The sequence below is a fragment of the Nonomuraea sp. MTCD27 genome (genome assembly GCF_041950495.1).
GTDB lineage: Bacteria > Actinomycetota > Actinomycetes > Streptosporangiales > Streptosporangiaceae > Nonomuraea.
In genome coordinates, this window is record NZ_JBGNUW010000002.1 from 201,339 (window position 1) to 220,318 (window position 18,980).

The following is an 18,980-nucleotide window of genomic DNA, read 5'->3' on the forward strand; positions in this document are numbered from 1 at the left end:
GCGCGCGCCGGGCCGGGTGTCAGCGCTGTTCCAGGACGGTGGCGAGCATCGTGTCGAGGGCCTGCTGCGAGACCTGGAGCTGCTCGATCGTCTCGGCGATGCGCCGGCGTTCCCGCCGCAGGTTGCTGACCATGCCGGGGCAGGCGGCCGGCACCATGCGCTCGCCGTCGTCGTGCACGCAGTGCAGCAGCCGCGCGATGACGGCGGTGGGCAGGCCGGCGGCGAGCATCGTACGGATGTGGCGCACGGCGGCCACGTCCGCGTCATCGTACTCGCGATATCCGTTGGGCAGCCGCCGGGGCCGCAGCAACCCCTGCTCCTCGTAGTAGCGCAGCAGCCGCCTGCTCACCCCGGTCTCGTGGGCCAGATCACCGATTCTCATGCGCTCCCTTGACCTTCACATCGATGTGACGCCCTACCGTCCGACTGTCACTCGCAACAACGTGAAAGGAGCTGATGATGCCGGGAGCGGTGATTATCGGGGCGGGTCCGGGGATCGGCCGGTCCGTCGCCCGCCGGTTCGCGAAGGAGGGCCTGGCGGTGGCCCTCGTCTCGCGTACCGGCAACGACCTCGGCCTGGAGGGGGTGCTCTCGTACCGGGCCGACTGCGCCGACGAGGGCGAGCTGCGCGCCGCGCTCGACGCGGCGGCGGGCGAGCTGGGCACACCGGACGTCGTGGTCTACAACGCCGCGATCATCCGCCCGGACACGCCGGGGGAGGTGAGTGCGCGGGCGCAGCTCGACGCGTGGGCGGTCAACGTGGTGGGCGCGCTCGTCGCCGCCGCGCACGTGGCGCCCGCGATGGCGCGGCGCGGCAGCGGTACGTTCATCGTCACCGGCGGCATGCCCGAACCCAAGGCATGTTACGTCAGCCTCTCCCTCGGCAAGGCGGGCGTGCGGACGCTGGTGACGATGCTGGACGAGGAGTACGGGCCGTCCGGCGTCCACGTGGCCAGCGTCACCGTCGCCGGGCCGGTCGCGCCGGGCACGGACTTCGACCCGGACGACATCGCCGGGCACTACTGGCGGCTGCACACCCAGCCACGCGAACGATGGGAGCAGGAGATCCTCCACGCAGGCACCGCCCCCGCCCCCGCCCCCTGAGCCGATCGGGCCCGTGCGTCGGTCTGCCCTGTGCGTGGTCGGTCCGCCCCGTGCGTGGTCGGTCGGGTCCGTGAGCTCACCGGCCCCTGAGGCGTCCTCCGGACGCACGGGGGCGTGTGGCCGTCAGGGACAGCCGCGCGAGGAAGCTGAGCGTCGTCGGTGTGGGCGCGGTCGGGTGTTCAGGTGGTGAGCTTCCAGAGCCAGCCGAGTGCGCGCAGCCCGAGCCGCTCGGCAACCCGCCGTGAGGAGCGGTTGTCCGCGCTGGTGCTGTAGAACAGCTGGAGGCCCGGCAGGAGGTCGGCCCAGGTGGCGGTGGTCGCGGCGGCGTATCCGCGGCCTCGGTAGCGGGGAGACGTCCAGGTGCCCGCCTCTGCGCCGGCCGGGGTCAAGCGGGCCGTATGGCAGATCGCGGCCACCTGCCCGTCCTCGACGATCATCGCCCAGGGTGCGCCTTCGCCGCCGTCGCAGAGCGACTCCCACTCCTCGGGGGCCCAGTTGCCGGGCCGTAAGGGGCGTACGAGCCGGACGTGCGCGGGCTCGTCCGACCTGAGCACCCGCACCGGTACGTCGAACCGCACCGGTGGCCTCACCAGGTAGCTCGGCCCGCCGGACACCGCCACCCGTTCACCGCCCAGGAGTGCCCGGCAGCCCTCGAGCACGTCCGGCGGCGTGCCGAAGGGGGACGGGGTGCCTCCCGCGGTGAGGTCGAGCAGCCGCCCGGCGAGGGTGTCGGACACGGAGTCGGCCACGGCCACGATCAGGCCGTCGGCCGCCACGCCGATCACCACGTCCTCCGGCCCGGGCAGTCGGCCACGGTCGTCGAGGCGCCAGATGACGCCCAGCTCTACCCGGAGAAGGTCGATGTCCCGAGGCTCCCGGGCTGCCTCCGTCACGCCTCCACCTCCGTCTCCGCCTTCGTCAGGACTGATGACGTTGCCTCCCGCCTGCCATCACGCTTCCGCTTCCAGGATCACGGCCATCGCCTCCCGTGAGGACTCACGGCGTCGCCGCCTGGGGTTGCGGGCCCGTCCCGGGTCACGAGCCTCCCGGGTCCATGGGGCCTCCTAGGCCGCGGGGCCCCCTGGTCACGTGCCCCCTGGGTCGCGGGCCCTCCCCGGGTTGCGGGGCCTCCTGGGTCGCGGGCCCCTAGGCACGGGGCCTTCTGGGTCACGAAGTCGCCCCCGGCCGTACGGCGTCGCCTCCAGCCACGGGGTCATCTCGCCGTCACGAATCGGCCCCCTCGGGCACCAGGGTGAACGGGACGCTCGCGGCCACTCTGCCGTTGACGATCACGTCGAGCTCCCTTGCGCCAGGCGGCTCGTCGCGGGTCGTGACCGGGCGGAAGGAATGGCTCTTGCGTACGGTGAACGTCTCCCCGACCCCGCCCGCCTCCCGCTGGCCCAGGTGGAACACGCGGCGCGAGCCCGCCCGCCGGATCGCGTATTTCAGCAGCACCGGCCCCGCCGCCCCCGCCGTCACCGTGACCGTGAAGGCCAGCTTTCCGCCCACCGCCACGACGTCGCCCTCCAGGGCCAGCGCGTCGACCGAGCCGCTGCCCGGTGTGGCGCCCACCAGCGTCAGCGCCTCCGGATGGCCGGAGCGCAGCAGCCCGCGCACGGCGTGGCGCAGCACCTTCTCCACGTATGAGCCGCCGGCGGAGCGCCACCGCGCCAGCAGCTCGACCACGACCTCGGGATGGTCTTTGGCCAGGTCGTTGACGTGGTTGGCGACCGAGCGGCGGACGTATTCGCTCGGGTCGTCGCGCAGCCGGTCGAGCAGGGGCAGCGTCGGGCCCGGGGCCATCAGCCAGCCCACCCGTCCGGCCCACGGCAGCCGGGGGCGCGAACCCTCGGAGGCCAGCCGGCGCAGGTGCTCGTCGGGTGACTCCGCCCAGCCGTACATGATCTTGAGGGCGTCGTCGCGGTGGTGCTCCAGGAAGGGGCGCACGGCGAACTCGCCCGTCGCGTACGGCGTGAGCACGGCCAGCGTGTCCATCGCCGCGTGCAGGTGGTCGAGCCCGTGCACGGCCGTGTGCTCGGTGGCCGGCCAGCCGCTCCACATGTCCAGCGCCGCCCGCGAGGCGCACTCGCGCACCAGCTCGGCCGCCTGCGGGTAGGGCAGGGGCAGCGCGTCGTGCAGGGCCGCGGCGACGTGGGCGACCCGGGCCTTCAGCTCGAGCCCGTCGAGCCCGCCCAGGGCCTGCGCGGTGAAGCGGTCCCGCGGGAACGGCGCCCAGGCGGCGGCCAGCCCGTCGGCCAGCACCGACACGGACCGGGCGTTGATCATTTCTTTCAGGGGTTGGGCCACGCGCCAACTGTGCCAGCCGCCACCGACAATCTTCCGCCCGCTGGTCTGGATGCCCGCCGGTCGAAACGCCACCGGTCGGGACGCCCGCCGGCTGCGGTGCCCGCCCGGTCGTGACGCTCGCCTGCGTCGCGGAGCGGGTGGCGGCGGGAGTAGAGCACGGGTGCCGGCGGGGGAGGGGCGCGGGTGCAGGCGGGAGTGGAGCACGGGTGTCGGCGGGAGTGGGGCACGGGTGCCGGTGGGGGAGGGGCATGGGTGCGTTCGTCGCATCCGTGCCGCCCCCTTCGTCACGCCTTGTCGGGGCCGTCCTGGGCGGTCAGGCCGGTGAAGTACGCCTTCATCGAGGGGTAGTAGTCGTCGAAGTCCGGCGTGGGGGAGCCGTCGCGGGAGGCCACGAGCAGGTCCAGGTAGTACTCCCAGCCGGGGCCGATCTCGCCGAGGCCGTCCTCGGTCTCGAGGTGCTGGACGAAGCGCAGCTCCGTCGTGCCGCCAGCCTCCGACAGCAGCAGCTCGAGGTGCCAGGCCCCGTGCTCGTCCAGCGACGACACCGCCAGCCGGCGCGGCGGGTCGCAGGCGTCGATGCGCATGTCGTACCAGGGCGTCTGCTCCTCGAAGAGCATCTGCACCTTGATCGTGCGCCCGGGCCCCGCGTCGCCCTCCCAGGGCCCGAACCAGCGGGCCGTGCGCTCGGGCTCGGTGAGGCTGGCCCACACGTCCTCGGCGGGTGCGCGGAAGGTCCGGGTGAGGACGAGGTCGCTGCCCCCGTCCGTACGGAACAACCTGCCTGTGGGGATGAGACTCATGCGGTGCCTTCCTTCCTGCTGTCCGCGGCGGCGTCACGGCGCTCGCGGCGGGTCCGGTAGACCTCTGTTTCCAGCGCGTCAAGATGGTGCTCCCACCCGGAGGGCCGGACGAACGGGGTGAGCCACGCGATGAGCTCGGTGAACGGCCCCGGGTCGAGCGTGTAGAAGCGCTGCCTGCCGACGAGCTCCGCGCGCACCAGCCCGCTCTGCCTGAGCACCCGCAGGTGACGGCTCACGGCGGGCCGGCTGATCGCGAAGCGCTCGGCGACCTCGCCGGCGGACAGCCGCCCGTCCCTGAGCAGCACCAAAATGTGCCGCCGCACCGGATCCGCGATCGCACCCGCCACCTCGTCCACCCGGAAAGCGTAACCTACTGGTTACGCGTTTCGCCAGAGGGGTCGGCGGAGACACGGCTGTCGAGGCAGCAGCGGACGAAGTCCTGGACGATCGGGTCGGCGTCGTCGGCCGGGTCCCAGGCGACGCCCACCCGGGTCGGGCTGATGCCGCTCACCGGCCGGTACGTGACGCCGGGCCGCGCGTAGAAGCGGGCGGCGGACTCGGGCGCCAGGGCGACGCCGTAGCCGTTGGCTATCGCGCTGAGCCATTCGTCCGGCTGGTCGGCCACGGCCCCGATGCGCACAGGACGGCCGTCGCGCTCGTCCGCGCCCACCCAGAAGTCCCGCCACGGGCCCGTCTCCTCCGGAGCCGCGACGAACGGCTCGTCCCACAGCTCGCTGAAGGGGATCAGGTCCCGCGTGGCGAGCGGGTGCGACGAGGGCAGGGCGATCCAGCGGGGCTCGCTGAACAGCACCTCCACCCGCAGGCCGTCCTGCCCGGGGAACGGTACGCGGAGCAGCGCGACGTCCACGCTCCCGTCGGCGAGCCCGGCGGTGGGGTTCGACCACGACGCCTGGCGCATGTCGGCCCGCCAGCCCGGCCGGCGGAGCGCGAAGGCGGCCACGATCTCCTGGGTGGCCTCGTTGGCGGCGCTGGCCAGGAAGCCGACCCGCAGCACGCGGGCCGCGCGGTCGGCCGCGTGCCGGGTCTCGCGCAGCGCCCGGTTCCAGGCGGCCAGCAGCTCGGGGGCCCGCTCGGCCAGCGCCCGGCCCGGCTCGGTGAGGGCCATCCCGGTCCGAGACCGGGTGAAGAGCAGCACCCCGAGCTGGGCCTCCAGCTGCTTGATCTGCTTGGTGAGAGCCGGTTGCGACACGTAAAGCCGCTGGGCGGCGCGGGTGAGCCCGCCTTCCTCCGCCACGGCGATGAAGTAGCGCAGCAACCGCGTGTCCACATCCATGCCATCAGGTTATAGATGCAGGTATTGGACGCCAGGGTGCCACTCGGTAAAGCTGGTGAGCGAACGCCGGATCGAACGGAGGTCGTTCGTATGTTCACCGCATATGTGGTGGTCACCGCCGTCACGATCGTGGCCAACACAGCGGCGGCGATCGCCGACTTCGCGGGCGCGAAGGCCGTTCTCGCCAACGCGGATCAGGTGGGCGTCGCGCCGTCCTGGGTCCCGTGGCTGGGCGCGCTGAAGGCCGCCGGGGCGGCCGGGCTCGTGCTCGGTCTCCTGGGCGTCCGGATCCTGGGGCTCGCGGCGGCGACGGGGCTCGTGCTGTTCTTCCTGGGCGCGGTCGCCGTGCACGTCCGCGCCCGGGTGTTCGGCAACATCGTCTTCCCCGGAGGATTCCTGGCGCTGGCGGGCGCCTCGCTCGCCCTCGCCGCCGCACACTGACCGCCCGGGGCCGCCGGGGCGGGGACGGGACGGAGCGGGGACGGAGCGGGGACGGGGCGGGTCAGGTGGTGGTCTCGCGCCAGCGGTTGGTGATGGGCAGGCGGCGGTCGCGGCCGAAGTTCTTCGGGGTGATCTTGGGACCCGGGGGATACTGGCGCCGCTTGTACTCGGCCAGGTCCACCAGGCGGATCACCCGCGTCACCAGCGCCGGGTCGTGGCCGGCCGCGATGAGCTCCTGCGAGCCCATGTCCTTCTCCACGTAGTCGTCCAGCAGCCGGTCCAGCACCTCGTACGGCGGCAGCGAGTCGGTGTCGCGCTGGTCCGGCCGCAGCTCGGCGCTCGGCTCCTTCACGATCGAGTTCTCCGGGATCGGCCGCTCGGCCTGGAGCAGGAACCCGGGGTCCGAGTGGGCGTTGCGCCACCGGGACAGCTCCCACACCATCGTCTTCGGCACGTCCTTGATCGGGGCGAAGCCGCCCGCCGAGTCGCCGTAGAGGGTGGAGTAGCCCGTGGCCAGCTCGCTCTTGTTGCCGGTCGTCAGCACCAGGTGGCCGTGCTCGTTGGACAGCCCCATGAGGATCATGCCGCGCACCCTGGCCTGGAGGTTCTCGGCGGCCAGGCCCGACAGCTCGATCTCCTTCTCGTACGCGTCGACGATGTCGGCGATCGGCGCCACCCGCGACGAGACGCCCTGCCGCCGCACCAGCTCCTCGGCGTCGGCCAGCGAGTGGTCGGAGGAGTAGCGGGAGGGCATGAGCACCACGTTGACGCGCGAGGGGCCGATGGCGTCGGAGGCGATCGTGGCGGTCAGGGCCGAGTCGATCCCGCCGGAAAGGCCGAGGATGACCGACTGGAAGCCGTTCTTGGCCACGTAGTCGCGCACCGCGAGCACCAGCGCCGAGTAGACCTCCCCGTGCAGGTCCAGCCGCTCCGCGATCGGGGCGGGCACGGGCGGGTAGGGCGCGACCGGGTCGTCCGACAGCACCAGGCGCTCGACCGTGATCGTGGAGCCGTCGCCCGCGTCGTACGGGTACGTGCCCGGCTCCGAGTCCGCGACCGGCAGGCCGTCCAGGTCCACGACCAGGAGCTCCTCCTTGAACTGGCCGGCCCGCGCCACCAGCTCGCCCGTGCCGTCCACCACGATCGAGTCGCCGTCGAAGACCAGCTCGTCCTGCCCGCCGACCTGGTTGACGTAGACGAGGGCGCACCCGGCCTCCCGGGCGCGCCGCGCGCACAGCTCCAGCCGTACGTCGTCCTTCTCCTTCTCGTACGGGGAGGCGTTCGGCACCACCAGCAGCCCGGCCCCCGCCTGCCCCACGACGGACACGGGGCCGCCCTCCTGCCAGAGGTCCTCGCACACCGCGATCGCCACGTCCACCCCGTGCAGCCGGAAGACCGGCAGCCGGTCACCGCGGACGAAATAGCGGTATTCGTCGAACACCCCGTAGTTCGGCAGGTGGTGCTTGGCCGTGCGGGTGACCACCTCGCCCCGGTAGAGCAGCGCGGCGGCGTCCAGCGGGGCGCCCTTCGGCTGCCCGACCCGCGGCGCCAGCCCGGCGCGGTCGACGTAGCCGACCACCACCGGCAGGTCGCCCAGGCCCTCCCGGGACAGCCTGCGCGCGACTTCCGCCAAAGTCCTGATGCTGGCGTCCACGAAGGACGTCCGCAGCACCAGGTCCTCGACCGGGTAGCCGGTGAGGAACATCTCGGTGAAGACGACCAGGTGAGCGTCGCGCTCGGCGGCGTCGCGGGTCCACGCGACCAGCCGGTCCGCGTTGGCGCTCAGGTCGCCTACGGTCGGGTTCGTCTGGGCCAGGGCAATGCGCAGTTGTGCCACGCGAACAGCCTAGTACGGGACGATTTTTATCGTCAAAGCGACGAAAAGCAGATCATTTCCCGCCGGGAGTGACCAGCCCCGACTCGTACGCGGCCATCACCAGCTGCGCCCGGTCGAACAGCCCGAGGTGCTCCAGCAGCGACTTGACCATGAGGCTCACCTCCTCCTCGGGCAGCGACAGCGTCTGCCCGATCTGGCGGTTGGTCAGGCCGCGCGCGACGAGCTTGAGCACGTCCAGCCGCTCGTCGGAGAGCCCGGCCAGCGCCGGGGGCGAGTCGGGGTCGGTACGCCCGGCGAACGCCGAGATCAGCCGCGTGGTGACCGCGGGGTCGATGAGCGCGTCCCCGGCCGCCGCGGCCCTGATCGCGGCCAGGAACTGCTCGGGGGGCGACGTCTTCAGCACGAACCCGCTGACCCCGGCCCGCAGCGCCGCGTACAGGTTCTCGTCGCTGCCGAACGTGGTCATCATCACGACCTTCGGCGGCCGTTCGCCGGCCAGGATCCGGCGGGCGGCGGCCAGCCCGTCCAGGCGCGGCATCTGGATGTCGAGCAGCACCACGTCCGGCCGGGTGTCGCGGACGCCCGCGATCGCCTCCTCGCCGTTGGCCGCCTCGCCCGCCAGGGCCACCCCGTCCTCGCTCGCCAGCATGGCCCGCAGCCCGGCGCGCACGAGGGCCTGGTCATCGGCCACCAGCACGCGCAGCACGCCCGGGTCGGCGGCCCCGGGCCCAGGCCCGGGCATGAGCGGGGGCGGGGGCGGGGGCTCCTCCAGGCGCTGGGCCAGCATGTCGCCCTCCAGGCGCCTGAGCCCGGCCGACAGGTCCAGTCCCAGCTCGTCGCGCCACACGGCGCGCGCCCTGCGCAGCGCCGCCAGCGCGTCGCCCTGGCGGCCCATCCGGTAGAGCGCGAGCGCCAGCAGCCGCCATGCCTCCTCCCGCAGCGGGTACGCCGTCGCGTGCGCCTCCAGGTCCGCCACCAGCGACGTCGCCCGGCCCAGCGCGAGCCCGGCGTCGGCGCGCCGCTCGACGGCGATCAGCCGCAGCTCCTCCAGCCGGCCCGCCTCGGTCGCGGCCCAGCTCAGCTCCTCGAACTCGGCCAGCGCCGGCCCCCGCCACAGCCCGAGGGCGGTCTCCATGGCCGCCCACACCTGCGCCGGCGCGCCGTCGGACTTCACCAGGCTCTCGAAGTGCCAGGCGTCGACCTGATCGGTGCGGGCCCGCAGGGCGTATCCCGGCGGCGCGGAGACCAGCACGCCGGCCTCCTCGCGGGGCGCGCGGCCGGGTTCGAGCGCGCGGCGCAGGCGGGAGACGTAGCCCTGGATCGTGGACAGGGCCTGGGCGGGCGGGCTGCCCGGCCAGAGCTCGTCGATGAGCGTGTTCACGGGCACGGCGCGGCCGCCGGCGACGAGCAGGCGCGCGAGCACCGCCCGCTGCCGCTGGCCGCCGAGGTCGAGTGGGGCGCCGTCGGCCCAGGCTTGGAACGGTCCGAGCGCGGTGAAGGTCAGCATGTCAGGCGTAACTGTAGAGGGAAGAAGCAGCTCGGGTATATGGCGAAATTTCACAGCGGCAGCTCCGCCTCGACAACGGTGCCCCCTCCTTCGGCCTCCCCTACCACGCAGGTGCCGCCCAGCTCGGCGGCGCGCTCGCGCATCGAGGCCAGCCCGACGCCCGCCCGCGCGTCCGGGGGGATCCCGGCGCCGTCGTCGGTGACGGTCACCCGCAGGCAGGTCTCGCGCCGCAGCGCGATCGCGATCCGGGCGGCGCCGGAGTGCTTGCGGGCGTTCGTGAGCGCCTCCTGGACGATCCGGTACGCGGCGACCTCGACCGCCGCGGGCAGCCCGCCGAGGTCGCCGGAGACCTCGACCGGCGTGCCGGCCAGCTCCTCCACCGCCCCCGCCAGGCCCAGCTCGTCGAGGGCGGGCGGGCGCAGGCCGTACACGAGCTGCCTGATGTCGCCGCTCACCGCGTCCATGCCGGCCCGCAGGTCGGCCAGCAGCCGCTCGGCGCGCTCCGGCGCGTTGCGCATGGCCAGCCGCGCCGTGTTGATCGACATGGCCATGCCGGTCAGCGACTGGCCGAGCCCGTCGTGCAGGTCGCGGCGCAGCCGCCGCCGCTCCTCCTCGCGCGCGGTCAGGATCCGCTCGCGGGAGCGCTGGAGCGCGGCCGTCAGGCGCACGGCGTGCGCCGCGTCGGCGATGTACGGCGTGAGCGTCGCGATCACCCGCTCGTCGTGCGCCGCCGCGAACCTGCGCCGGTCCGTCGGCCCGACCAGCAGCAGCCCGACCGGCTCCCCGTGCCACACGAGCGGGATCACCCTGGCCGGCGCGTCCAGGGAGCCCGAGGTGGTCGTGGTGCCGTCCAGCTCGACCGCCACGCCGGTCACCGACAGGCCCTCGCGCAGCACGTCCAGCGTCGCCAGCAGGCCGTGCACGGGGTCGGCGTGCTGCAGCCGGTGCCGCAGCCGGCCGGCCAGCGCGGCGGGGACGCCGGTGCTGCCGTACAGGAGCCGGTCCACGCCGCGCTGCATGCCGCGCCGCATCGGCTGGAAGGCCGCCCCCGCGAACACCGCCGCCGCGATCCCCGCGACCCGGTCCACCTCGGCCAGGAACAGGCTGGAGGCGGCGCTCACCGCCACGTACACGCCGGTGGTCACGATCGCCAGCCCGGTGCCGATCAGCGCCCTGGTGATCAGCGTGTCGATGCCGAAGAGCCGGTAGCGCAGCACCGCCACCGCGATCGCCGCCGGGATCAGCGGGATGAACAGCGTCGCCACCCACCAGACCGGGTCGCCCAGCATCCACGGGATCAGCAGCCCGGGCAGCGTCACCAGCAACCACAGCAGCTGCCGCCGCTCGACCGCGTCCCCGCGCCGGAACCGCACCACGAGCGAGACGAACGCCAGCGCCATGGCCGCCGACACCATCAGGTGGGCCGGCTCCCGAAACGTTTTCTGCCCGCTCAGCACGGCGCCCCAGTCGAGCGCCATGCCCAGGACGGCCAGCACGATCACCCCGCGCCAGCGCCTGGACAGCAGCCGGCCGACCGGGTAGAGGAGCGGGAGCAGCACGCCGAGCGTGAGCTGCAGGACGTGCCACGAGAGGTTGACGACCGGCCAGCCGGCGGCGGGGTGGCCGTACACGAGGTGGAACAGGTTCGCGGACAGGATGTTGGCCGCGGCGCTCAGCCCGCCCGCGCACAGCAGCCAGCCGATCACCAGCCGCGGCCTGCTGTGGACGAGGATCGCGCCGAAGACCGGGAACGCGGTGCCCGCCATGTCCTCCGGCGCGAAGGGCAGCGGCGTCCACGAGGGTTGCGGCAGCTGGGCCGTCACCCAGATGTCGGTGAGCTCGAACACGACGGCGAGCGTGGCCATGCCGATCGCCACGCCTCGCGCCAGACCTGCGCGGCGCATCCCACCCGTCCTTCCCACCCCATGGCTGGGTGGAAATTATCGGGCGCCTGTCGCCGTCCGATCAAAATTTTCTCAACGCGGCGTCATGCCTGCTCAGGAGGGTTGGAGCGCCGGCTCCGCATCGCGGCGTCTGATGGCGGGACCGAGCAGCAGCATGCCGATCGCCGAGGCCGCCCCGACCGCGCCGATCGTGAACCACAGCGGCCGCGTGCCCAGCTCCAGCAGCGGCCCGCCGATCAGCGGCGCCAGCACCGCCGCCAGCGACCACGCGAACCCGAACAGCCCCGAGTAGCGCCCCCGCAGCTCGGCCGGGGCCAGCGCGGCCACGACGGCGCCGGGGATGCCCGCCGTGATGATCTCGCCCACCGTCCACACCGCGATCGTGGCCGTCAGCCCGAGCGTGTTCGTGACGAACGCGGTCATCGCGAATCCGGCCCCCATCACGGCCAGCCCCAGCGCGAACGTACGGGCCGGGTCCCTGCGCCCCAGCCAGCCCGACACGAGCGGCTGCACGACGACGATCAGCACCCCGTTCAGCGCCATGGCCAGCCCGTACTCCCCGGGCGACAGCTTCACCACCCCGGTCATCGCCACCGGCAGCATGGTCATCGTCTGCGAGTAGACCAGCGCGTTGCCCAGCGCGACCAGCGTGAACCCGACCATGACCCGGTCGCGCAGCACCATCCCGAAACCGCCCGCGGACTGCCGGCCCGCCGGCCTGGTCTCGGGCACCGCCCGCCACACCAGCACGGCGAAGACCACGCTCGACAGCGCGTCGATCCAGAACAGCCAGACGAACCCGAGCCCGGCCAGCCACCCGCCGGCCGTCATGCCGACCGCGTAGCCGAGGTTGATCCCCCAGAACAGCAGCCCGTACGCCCGGGGCCGCTCCTCCGGCGAGACCAGGTCGGCGACCAGCGCGTTCGAGGCCGGCCGGTAGACGTCGATCACCAGGCCGAGCACGAACATCGAGGCCAGGATCGCCGGCAGCGAGGTGCTGTAGCCCAGCGCCAGCATGGCCGCGGCCGTGGCCAGCATGCCCCCGGACAGCGTGGCCCGCCGCCCGATCCGGTCCGTGAGCACGCCCGCGATGAACTGCGACAGCAGCGAGCCCGCCCCGAACGCGCCCATCACCAGGCCCGCGGTGCTGACCGACAGGCCGCGGGTCTGGGTCAGGTAGACGCCGGTGAACGGCATGACCATGGTGCCCAGGCGGTTCACCAGGGTGCCGCCCCACAGCGCCCAGAACGGGCGGGGCAGCCCGCCGACCTTCGACTTCAGGAAGGGCGGCAGGAAGGGTGACTTCTCGACAGTTGCGCTCGACACGCGACAAGCGTGAGATCTCCGTTTTGCCGGCGCGAACGATTTAGCCGACACTAAAAGCATGTCCGTCACGTGGGTGCTGAGGCCGGAGGACGTGGCGCGCATCCGGTTCGCGTTCTCGCCGATGTGGGAGCTGGTGGCCAGCCTGCGCACCCTCCAGCAGCCGGCCAGGCAGTCGATCCACCTGCCCTGGATCAAGGCCGTACGCCCCCGGCTGGCCGGGCTCGACCTGGCCGAGGTGTTCGCGCTCGTGCCGCCGGCCGGCTACCTGGCCGACTTCATCACCCCGCCGCCCGACACGCCCCTGCCCGACTTCGCCGCCGAGCTCGACCGGGTCAGGGGCACCGACCCCGGGCGGGCACGGGAGGAGGCCGCGCTGGTGCGGGGCACGGACCCGGCGGTGATCGAGCGGTTCATGGCCGACCCGGCGGCCGGCGTGGCCAGGGTCGCGGACGCGCTGGAGGCGTACTGGCGGGAGTGCTTCGCCGAGTTCTGGCCCCGCGTGTACGCGCTGCTCGAACGGGACGTGCTGCTCCGGTCGCGGCAGCTCGCCCAGGGCGGGGCGCGCGAGCTGTTCGCCGCCCTCGACCCCGCCGTGGTGTGGACCGGGGAGCGGCTGCTCATCGACCGGCCCTGGTGCGCGACGGGCGGGCTGCACGGCGACGGGCTCGTGCTCGTGCCGAGCGCGTTCTACTGGCCGGCCGTGGCCGTGATGTCGGCGCCGTACCAGTCGATGCTCGTCTACCCCGTGCGGGGCGTCGGCACGCTGTGGGAGCAGGGCCCGCCGCCCGCCCCCGGCGCGCTCGCCGCGCTGATCGGCAGGAGCCGGGCGCAGATCCTGCTCGCGCTCGCCGAGCCCGCCACCACCTCGGCGCTGGCCACCCGCATGGCGCTCACGCCCGGCGCGGTCAGCCAGCACCTCGGCGTGCTCAGCGGCGGCGGGCTCGCGGTGGGGATGCGGGTCGGCAAGCAGGTCGTCTACCGCCGCACCCCCGCCGGGGACATGCTCGCGGGCGCTCAGGCGTAGCGCCCGCGGCTCCGGGCCGTCGCGTCTCGGGCCCACGTCTCAGGCGTAGCGCTTCGACTCCAGCAGCCAGTCCAGGTGGGCGCGCGGCGCCGCCAGGTACGCGCAGGCGACCTTGCTGACGTCCCGGGCCGTCTTCGGCTCCAGGTCGTCCAGCGGCAGCCGCCTGGCGGCCTTGCGCATGTCCTGGCAGCGCCCGGCGATCCGCTCCAGCACCCAGGCCGTCGCCTCGCGCTCGCTCAGCCCGAGCTGGCGCATCGCCAGCACCACGAAGTTGTGCACGTCGCCGCGCTCCTTGGGCCGCGAGGCCACGTCGTTGCACCAGGCGGTCACGTCGCTGCAGGCGTTCACCAGCAGCTGCCAGGGCTCCGACTCGTGCACCCAGGCCGGCACCTCCACCCGCAGGCACGGCTCGACCAGGTCGTACAGGTAGGGCCCCACCGTGCCCCTGCGCAGCGCCGGGTACTCCTCCAGCGTCGGCATCCGCCCCGCCGCCCGGTTGTCGGCCTCGGTGCGGCAGGCGTCGTACTGGCTCTGCAGCCCGACCGCGAACCTCGCCCGCCACCGGTCGCTCATCCGCACGCTCGTCACCCGCCACAGGTCGGCGAAGGCCGCCTCCAGCGGGTGACGCGCCGAGCCCTTGAGCATGCCGTGGAAGATGTCCAGCGGGCCCGACCGCTCGTCCAGCTCGTCGTCCAGGTGGAACAGCCAGGTCAGCCACTGCGCGAACAGCGCCGCCGCGGCCGCGTCGAACTCGGCGAACGCCCGGCCCGCCATGCGGTGGTAGCCGACGCCGGGATCGGCCCGCAGGCCGGTCCTCCTGGCCCAGTCGATGACCGCGGCCTCGATCGCGTAGACGGCCGGGTGCATCCGGCACGGCGCCGCCATCGCGGGCACCGTCTCGGTGAGCGGCAGCAGCGCCAGGGCGGCCGAGCCGCCCCTGCGCGGCAGCGGCAGCAGGGACGTCAGGGCCGAGCGCAGGGCGGTGCGCACCGTGGCCAGCACGGTGGTGCTCACTGGGCTGCTTGCTGGGCTGCTCACTGGGCTTTTCACCGGGCTTTTCGCTGGGCTCTTCGTCGAGCTCTTCACTGGGGTCTTCACCGGCATCTTCACTGGGACCTTCACAGGGGTCCGAAAAGCCAGTTGCCCGCGGCGTTGGGGTCGTCGCTGCGGTAGAAGTCGGCGGCGGCCAGGACCAGCTCGTCCACGGTCAGCGCGCCCCTGCCCGCCCGGTCCAGCCGGTCGAACGCCTCGTCCACGTCGTCGTAGGCCACCCCGAACGCGCACAACATCGTCCGGAACTCGCCCGGCCCGATCTCCCCGTCGTCGTCGCCGTCGCACAGCTCCGCCACCGCCACCGTGGCCGGCCGGAACACCGGGTCGTACCGGTCGCCCTTGACGAACGCCTCCGTCATCCCCCTCCGGAAGTCCGGGCGCGCGATGCCGGAGTCGCCGTCGCGTTCGAGCGCCTCCGACAGGGTGGACCAGATGCCGTCGAAGCTGTCCACGAGACTCGCTCCGGTGACCGAGGTGGGGGACTCCCCGAAGCCCACCAGGATGCGGGCGCCCAGCCCCAGCAGGTCCTCACGCTCGACGACGCCGTTGCCGCTCGCGTCGATGTGGTCGAACGCCCGATCGAGCTTGTGATTGAGCAGGTCGATAGCCACCAATGCCTCCCCCGAGACTGACTGCGTGATCACAGTAAGTCGGGGCGGGCCCTTTGTCAGCGAGGCTCGCACCGGCACCCCCCGTAACGTGTGCGAAACACGGACACGGCATGCTGGTATATAGCCTGTACTGTCTGTCTAACGAGGGGATGCTGTGGACCGCCAGCAGGAGTTCGTGCTCCGCACGCTCGAGGAACGCGACATCCGGTTCATCCGGCTGTGGTTCACTGACGTGCTCGGCTTCCTCAAGTCCGTGGCCATCGCGCCCGCAGAGCTCGAAGGGGCCTTCGCCGAAGGCATCGGGTTCGACGGTTCGGCGATCGAGGGCTTCGCCCGCGTCTACGAGTCGGACATGCTCGCCAAGCCCGACCCGGCCTCGTTCCAGATTCTGCCCTGGCGCAGCGAGACGCCGGGCGCGGCGCGCATCTTCTGCGACATCCTCATGCCCGACGGGTCGCCGTCCCACGCCGACCCGCGCTGGGTGCTCAAGCGCACGCTCGCCAAGTGCGCCGACATGGGCTTCACGTTCTACACCCACCCGGAGATCGAGTTCTTCCTGCTGAAGAACCGGCCCGAGCCCGGCGAGCGGCCCGAGCCGATCGACTCCGGCGGCTACTTCGACCACACCCCGCACAGCTCCGGCCACGACTTCCGCCGCCAGGCGATCATGATGCTGGAGTCGATGGGCATCTCGGTCGAGTTCAGCCACCACGAGGGCGCGCCCGGCCAGCAGGAGATCGACCTGCGCTACGCCGACGCGCTCACCACGGCCGACAACATCATGACCTTCCGCCTGGTCATGAAGGAGGTCGCGCTGGAGCAGGGCATCTGGGCCTCGTTCATGCCCAAGCCGTTCACCGAGCACCCGGGCTCCGGCATGCACACGCACATGTCGCTGTTCGAGGGCGACCGCAACGCCTTCTACGAGGCCGGCTCCGACTACCGGCTGTCCAAGATCGGGCGCTCGTTCATCGCCGGGCTGCTCAAGCACGCCGCCGAGATCACCGCCATCACCAACCAGTGGGTCAACTCCTACAAGCGGCTCTGGGGCGGCGCCGAGGCCATCGCCGGCCAGGGCGGCGAGGCGCCCTCCTACGTGTGCTGGGGCCACAACAACCGCTCCGCGCTGGTCCGGGTGCCGATGTACAAACCGCACAAGGGCGGCTCCACGCGCATCGAGTTCCGCTCGCTCGACTCGGCGTGCAACCCCTACCTGGCCTTCGCGCTGATCCTGGCGGCCGGGCTGAAGGGCATCGAGGAGAGCTACGAGCTGCCCGCCGCGGCCGAGGACAACGTCTGGACGCTGACCAGCGCCGAGCGGCGCGCCCTCGGCATCCAGCCGCTGCCCGGCTCGCTCAACGACGCCATCGAGGTCATGGAGCGCAGCGAGCTGGTGGCCGAGACGCTGGGCGAGCACGTCTTCGACTTCTTCCTGCGCAACAAGCGGTCCGAGTGGCGCGAGTACCGCCGCCACGTCACCGAGTTCGAGCTCGGCCGCTACCTGCCCGTGCTCTGAGCCGTTCCGGCTGCCAGGGGGCCCCGCCGCGCGGCGGGGCCCCCTGTGCCGTCAGCCGTGGAACTCGCGGACCTCGATCGGGAGCAGGGCCACCGCCCTGGCCATCTTGCGGGCCCATTCGAGCGCGGCGTCCAGGTCGGGCGCCTGGATGACGGTGAAGCCGCCGATGTGCTCCTTGCCCTCGGTGTACGGGCCGTCGGTGGCCAGCACCTCGCCCTCGCGCAGCCGCACCACGGCGGCCTCCTCCACCGGTCGCAGCGCGCCGGAGAAGACCCACGCGCCGGCCGCCTTCATCTCCTCCTCGAGGGCGTACAGGTCCCGCATGACGGGGTCCAGGATCTCCGGGCCAGGCGGCGGGCCGTCGGGCTGGAAAATGGTGAGCACGTACTGCTTCATGAGCCCTCCTTCCGTGAGTCTCTCACCTCCTGAACGAACGGCGCGGGCCCGGATCGACACCCCGGGCGGGATCGAAAACGATGGCTTCGAGCAGGCCCGCCTCGGCGCGGTCCACGATGCGCGCGCCCGTCGCCGGAGCCGGGTCGCCGCCCTTGACCCGCGTCAGGAGGCTCTCCCACCTGCGCTGGTGGCGCGCGAACGTCCTGGGCGCCACCACCCGGCCCCTGGCCACCTGCCCGGCCAGCGCCGCGTCCGCCGGCGCGTCCAGCAGGAGCAGGTGGAAGCTCGCGTTGTGCCAGCGCGCCAGCCAGGCGAAGCCGCGCAGCACGTACGGGGCGCAGCCCCGGTTGTGCGCCACGACCGCATGCCCCTGGGTCAGGGCCTGCCGGATGCGGGTCACGTGGGTGACGAACACCACGGCGCGGCGCACCGGGTACGGGGCCCAGGTCAGCCTGCCCTGCCAGTGCCGCCTGGACTGCGACGAGTCGATCACCACCGCCGTGCCCGCGACGACGGGCAGGCTCTCCGCGCCGTGCAGGCCGTACAGGCGTTCGAGCAGGGTGGTCTTGCCCGCGCCCGGGAGCCCGGTCAGGATGACCAGGGACCCCGGCGGATAACGCAACCTCGCACCCTGCACAGGCCCACCCCCGCATGATCCACCGTCTTGTCCCTGCTTGCGCAAGCATAGGCCGCGCTCTTACCAGCCTCTCCGAGGCCGGGCCAAGATGCGCACCCCCGGACGGAAAGCGCATCCCTGAGGGGCCGGCCGCTCAGGGGGCCAGCCGTGCCGTCAGCTCTCCCACGGCCTTGCGCAGCGCGGCGAGCTCGGCGACGATCTCGGACAGCTCGGCCTCCGTACGGCGCTCCAGGGCCGCCGTTCGCTCGAACCGCTCGACGAACCAGGAGGCGATGGCCGCCGTGATGACGCCCAGCAGGGCGATCCCGGCGAGCATCAGCCCCGCGGCCACCAGCCGCCCCTCCGAGGTGACGGGGAAGCGGTCGCCGTACCCGACCGTCGTCATCGTGGTGAGCGACCACCACATGGCGTCGCCGATCGTCTTGATGTTCCCGTCCGGATTGCCGCGTTCCACGTCGAGGACGGCGATGCTGCCGACGACGGAGAGGAAGAGGGCGGTGCCGCTGACGTACACCACGGCGCGCAGGCGCAGCGGGAGCTGCACGCGCTCGGCGATGACGTGCAGCAGGAGCAGCGCCCGCAGCAGCCAGAGCGGGCGCAGGAGCGGGAGGAGCACGACCAGGAGGGCGGGGATGTTCCTGATGACGAAGCGCAGGCGGCGCGGGGCCAGGGCGACGCGGATGAGGTAGTCGGCGGTGAACAGGGCCCACGTGACGACCTGGAGGTACCAGAACGCTTCGCGGGCGGGGGCGGACAGGCCGGGGACGAGCACCGGGACTGCCCAGCCGAGTAAGAAGCCACAGCCGATGAGGAGGAGCGCGAGGCTGGTGCGCCGCTCCCAGGAGGTCAGCCGGTCCATGCGGACAGTGTGCGGCACGGGCCCCGACGTCCGGAGTGCCCCCCGTCACGTTCGGAATCAGGCGATTGGTCGCGAGGAGCGGGAGAACCCCGTTAAGGTACAGGCAGCGCCTTGATCGGCCTCACTCCCGGAGCGGTTCGGAGTGAGGCCGATTTTCGTTGCTTCTGACCCCCGAGTCACATCCGTGCGATGTCCGATGCGTAGCGTCGTCGTACCCGGGGTGGGGAAGTTCCGGGCACCTTCGAGGCGTTGTGGAGTGGTACGGAGTGGCCGCCACAGGACCCCCAGCATCTTGGTAAACCGGGAGTCCAGTAAAATCGGCCTTCTCTTTATGATATTTCCGGACTTCTCGCCTTGTGTGGCG

The 18,980-nt window shown here is 72.7% G+C and carries 19 protein-coding genes; 4 read left to right on the forward strand and 15 right to left on the reverse strand.

Features of this window, described 5'->3' with window-relative positions; genetic code table 11:
• Positions 1–19: 19 nt before the first annotated feature.
• Positions 20–382, reverse strand: coding sequence for a MerR family transcriptional regulator (locus ACBJ59_RS05400; RefSeq protein ID WP_375109062.1), 363 nt, complete (start codon positions 380–382; stop codon positions 20–22).
• Positions 383–456: 74 nt separating this feature from the next.
• Between ACBJ59_RS05400 and ACBJ59_RS05405 the strand changes: the two genes are divergently transcribed.
• Positions 457–1,104, forward strand: coding sequence for an SDR family NAD(P)-dependent oxidoreductase (locus tag ACBJ59_RS05405; RefSeq protein WP_375109063.1), 648 nt, complete (start codon positions 457–459; stop codon positions 1,102–1,104).
• A 179-nt stretch (positions 1,105–1,283) separates the two neighbouring features.
• Here the strand turns inward: ACBJ59_RS05405 and ACBJ59_RS05410 are convergent, their stop codons facing one another.
• The 5 genes from ACBJ59_RS05410 to ACBJ59_RS05430 form a co-directional block, all read right to left on the reverse strand.
• Positions 1,284–1,997, reverse strand: coding sequence for a GNAT family N-acetyltransferase (locus ACBJ59_RS05410; protein ID WP_375109064.1), 714 nt, complete (start codon positions 1,995–1,997; stop codon positions 1,284–1,286).
• A 331-nt stretch (positions 1,998–2,328) separates the two neighbouring features.
• Positions 2,329–3,411 (reverse strand): DNA alkylation repair protein, encoded by a 1,083-nt coding sequence (locus ACBJ59_RS05415; protein WP_375109065.1) that lies wholly within the window; start codon positions 3,409–3,411, stop codon positions 2,329–2,331.
• A 284-nt stretch (positions 3,412–3,695) separates the two neighbouring features.
• Complete coding sequence (locus tag ACBJ59_RS05420) at positions 3,696–4,211, reverse strand: SRPBCC family protein (protein WP_375109066.1); 516 nt, start codon at positions 4,209–4,211, stop codon at positions 3,696–3,698.
• A complete protein-coding gene (locus tag ACBJ59_RS05425) occupies positions 4,208–4,567 on the reverse strand; it encodes a metalloregulator ArsR/SmtB family transcription factor (protein ID WP_375109067.1) in 360 nt (119 codons plus the stop codon). Before ACBJ59_RS05425 ends, ACBJ59_RS05420 begins: the two co-directional genes overlap by 4 nt.
• A gap of 14 nt (positions 4,568–4,581) precedes the next feature.
• On the reverse strand, positions 4,582–5,505 hold the full coding sequence (locus tag ACBJ59_RS05430) for a LysR family transcriptional regulator (protein ID WP_375109068.1): 924 nt from the start codon (positions 5,503–5,505) through the stop codon (positions 4,582–4,584).
• A 90-nt stretch (positions 5,506–5,595) separates the two neighbouring features.
• Between ACBJ59_RS05430 and ACBJ59_RS05435 the strand changes: the two genes are divergently transcribed.
• The gene (locus ACBJ59_RS05435) at positions 5,596–5,946 is read left to right on the forward strand and encodes a DoxX family protein (RefSeq protein ID WP_375109069.1); all 351 of its coding nucleotides are present in this window, start codon (positions 5,596–5,598) and stop codon (positions 5,944–5,946) included.
• Positions 5,947–6,007: 61 nt separating this feature from the next.
• Here the strand turns inward: ACBJ59_RS05435 and ACBJ59_RS05440 are convergent, their stop codons facing one another.
• The 4 genes from ACBJ59_RS05440 to ACBJ59_RS05455 form a co-directional block, all read right to left on the reverse strand.
• Entirely contained in the window at positions 6,008–7,783 is a 1,776-nt protein-coding gene (locus ACBJ59_RS05440) for an NAD+ synthase (protein ID WP_375109070.1), read from the reverse strand.
• A gap of 52 nt (positions 7,784–7,835) precedes the next feature.
• Complete coding sequence (locus ACBJ59_RS05445) at positions 7,836–9,290, reverse strand: BTAD domain-containing putative transcriptional regulator (protein WP_375109071.1); 1,455 nt, start codon at positions 9,288–9,290, stop codon at positions 7,836–7,838.
• A gap of 50 nt (positions 9,291–9,340) precedes the next feature.
• A complete protein-coding gene (locus ACBJ59_RS05450; RefSeq protein WP_375109072.1) occupies positions 9,341–11,194 on the reverse strand; it encodes an ATP-binding protein in 1,854 nt (617 codons plus the stop codon).
• 93 nt (positions 11,195–11,287) lie between these two features.
• On the reverse strand, positions 11,288–12,520 hold the full coding sequence (locus tag ACBJ59_RS05455) for an MDR family MFS transporter (protein ID WP_375109073.1): 1,233 nt from the start codon (positions 12,518–12,520) through the stop codon (positions 11,288–11,290).
• A gap of 58 nt (positions 12,521–12,578) precedes the next feature.
• On the opposite strand from ACBJ59_RS05455, the gene ACBJ59_RS05460 reads away from it, so the two are divergent.
• Positions 12,579–13,544 (forward strand): DUF5937 family protein, encoded by a 966-nt coding sequence (locus ACBJ59_RS05460; RefSeq protein ID WP_375109074.1) that lies wholly within the window; start codon positions 12,579–12,581, stop codon positions 13,542–13,544.
• A gap of 39 nt (positions 13,545–13,583) precedes the next feature.
• Here ACBJ59_RS05460 and ACBJ59_RS05465 read toward each other — a convergent pair whose 3' ends face one another.
• Positions 13,584–14,558, reverse strand: a complete 975-nt coding sequence (locus ACBJ59_RS05465; protein ID WP_375109075.1) for a terpene synthase family protein — start codon at positions 14,556–14,558, stop codon at positions 13,584–13,586.
• 104 nt (positions 14,559–14,662) lie between these two features.
• Positions 14,663–15,208 carry an EF-hand domain-containing protein gene (locus ACBJ59_RS05470; RefSeq protein ID WP_375109076.1) on the reverse strand — a complete coding sequence of 182 codons (546 nt, stop codon included), beginning with the start codon at positions 15,206–15,208 and terminating at the stop codon, positions 14,663–14,665.
• A gap of 154 nt (positions 15,209–15,362) precedes the next feature.
• Between ACBJ59_RS05470 and ACBJ59_RS05475 the strand changes: the two genes are divergently transcribed.
• Entirely contained in the window at positions 15,363–16,724 is a 1,362-nt protein-coding gene (locus ACBJ59_RS05475; protein ID WP_364113585.1) for a glutamine synthetase family protein, read from the forward strand.
• A 51-nt stretch (positions 16,725–16,775) separates the two neighbouring features.
• Here the strand turns inward: ACBJ59_RS05475 and ACBJ59_RS05480 are convergent, their stop codons facing one another.
• The 3 genes from ACBJ59_RS05480 to ACBJ59_RS05490 form a co-directional block, all read right to left on the reverse strand.
• Complete coding sequence (locus ACBJ59_RS05480; RefSeq protein ID WP_375109077.1) at positions 16,776–17,120, reverse strand: YciI family protein; 345 nt, start codon at positions 17,118–17,120, stop codon at positions 16,776–16,778.
• Between the two features lie 22 nt (positions 17,121–17,142).
• The gene (locus ACBJ59_RS05485) at positions 17,143–17,742 is read right to left on the reverse strand and encodes an AAA family ATPase (protein ID WP_375109078.1); all 600 of its coding nucleotides are present in this window, start codon (positions 17,740–17,742) and stop codon (positions 17,143–17,145) included.
• A 148-nt stretch (positions 17,743–17,890) separates the two neighbouring features.
• Positions 17,891–18,616, reverse strand: coding sequence for a potassium channel family protein (locus ACBJ59_RS05490; RefSeq protein WP_375109079.1), 726 nt, complete (start codon positions 18,614–18,616; stop codon positions 17,891–17,893).
• Positions 18,617–18,980: the final 364 nt, after the last annotated feature.

Coding starts and splice junctions, on each gene's coding strand:
- ACBJ59_RS05400 (WP_375109062.1), bottom strand. CDS start 382: ATGAGAATCGGTGATCTGGCCCACGAGACCGGGGTGAGCAGGCGGCTG.
- ACBJ59_RS05405 (WP_375109063.1), top strand. CDS start 457: ATGATGCCGGGAGCGGTGATTATCGGGGCGGGTCCGGGGATCGGCCGG.
- ACBJ59_RS05420 (WP_375109066.1), bottom strand. CDS start 4,211: ATGAGTCTCATCCCCACAGGCAGGTTGTTCCGTACGGACGGGGGCAGC.
- ACBJ59_RS05430 (WP_375109068.1), bottom strand. CDS start 5,505: ATGGATGTGGACACGCGGTTGCTGCGCTACTTCATCGCCGTGGCGGAG.
- ACBJ59_RS05435 (WP_375109069.1), top strand. CDS start 5,596: ATGTTCACCGCATATGTGGTGGTCACCGCCGTCACGATCGTGGCCAAC.
- ACBJ59_RS05445 (WP_375109071.1), bottom strand. CDS start 9,290: ATGCTGACCTTCACCGCGCTCGGACCGTTCCAAGCCTGGGCCGACGGC.
- ACBJ59_RS05450 (WP_375109072.1), bottom strand. CDS start 11,194: ATGCGCCGCGCAGGTCTGGCGCGAGGCGTGGCGATCGGCATGGCCACG.
- ACBJ59_RS05460 (WP_375109074.1), top strand. CDS start 12,579: ATGTCCGTCACGTGGGTGCTGAGGCCGGAGGACGTGGCGCGCATCCGG.
- ACBJ59_RS05480 (WP_375109077.1), bottom strand. CDS start 17,120: ATGAAGCAGTACGTGCTCACCATTTTCCAGCCCGACGGCCCGCCGCCT.
- ACBJ59_RS05490 (WP_375109079.1), bottom strand. CDS start 18,616: ATGGACCGGCTGACCTCCTGGGAGCGGCGCACCAGCCTCGCGCTCCTC.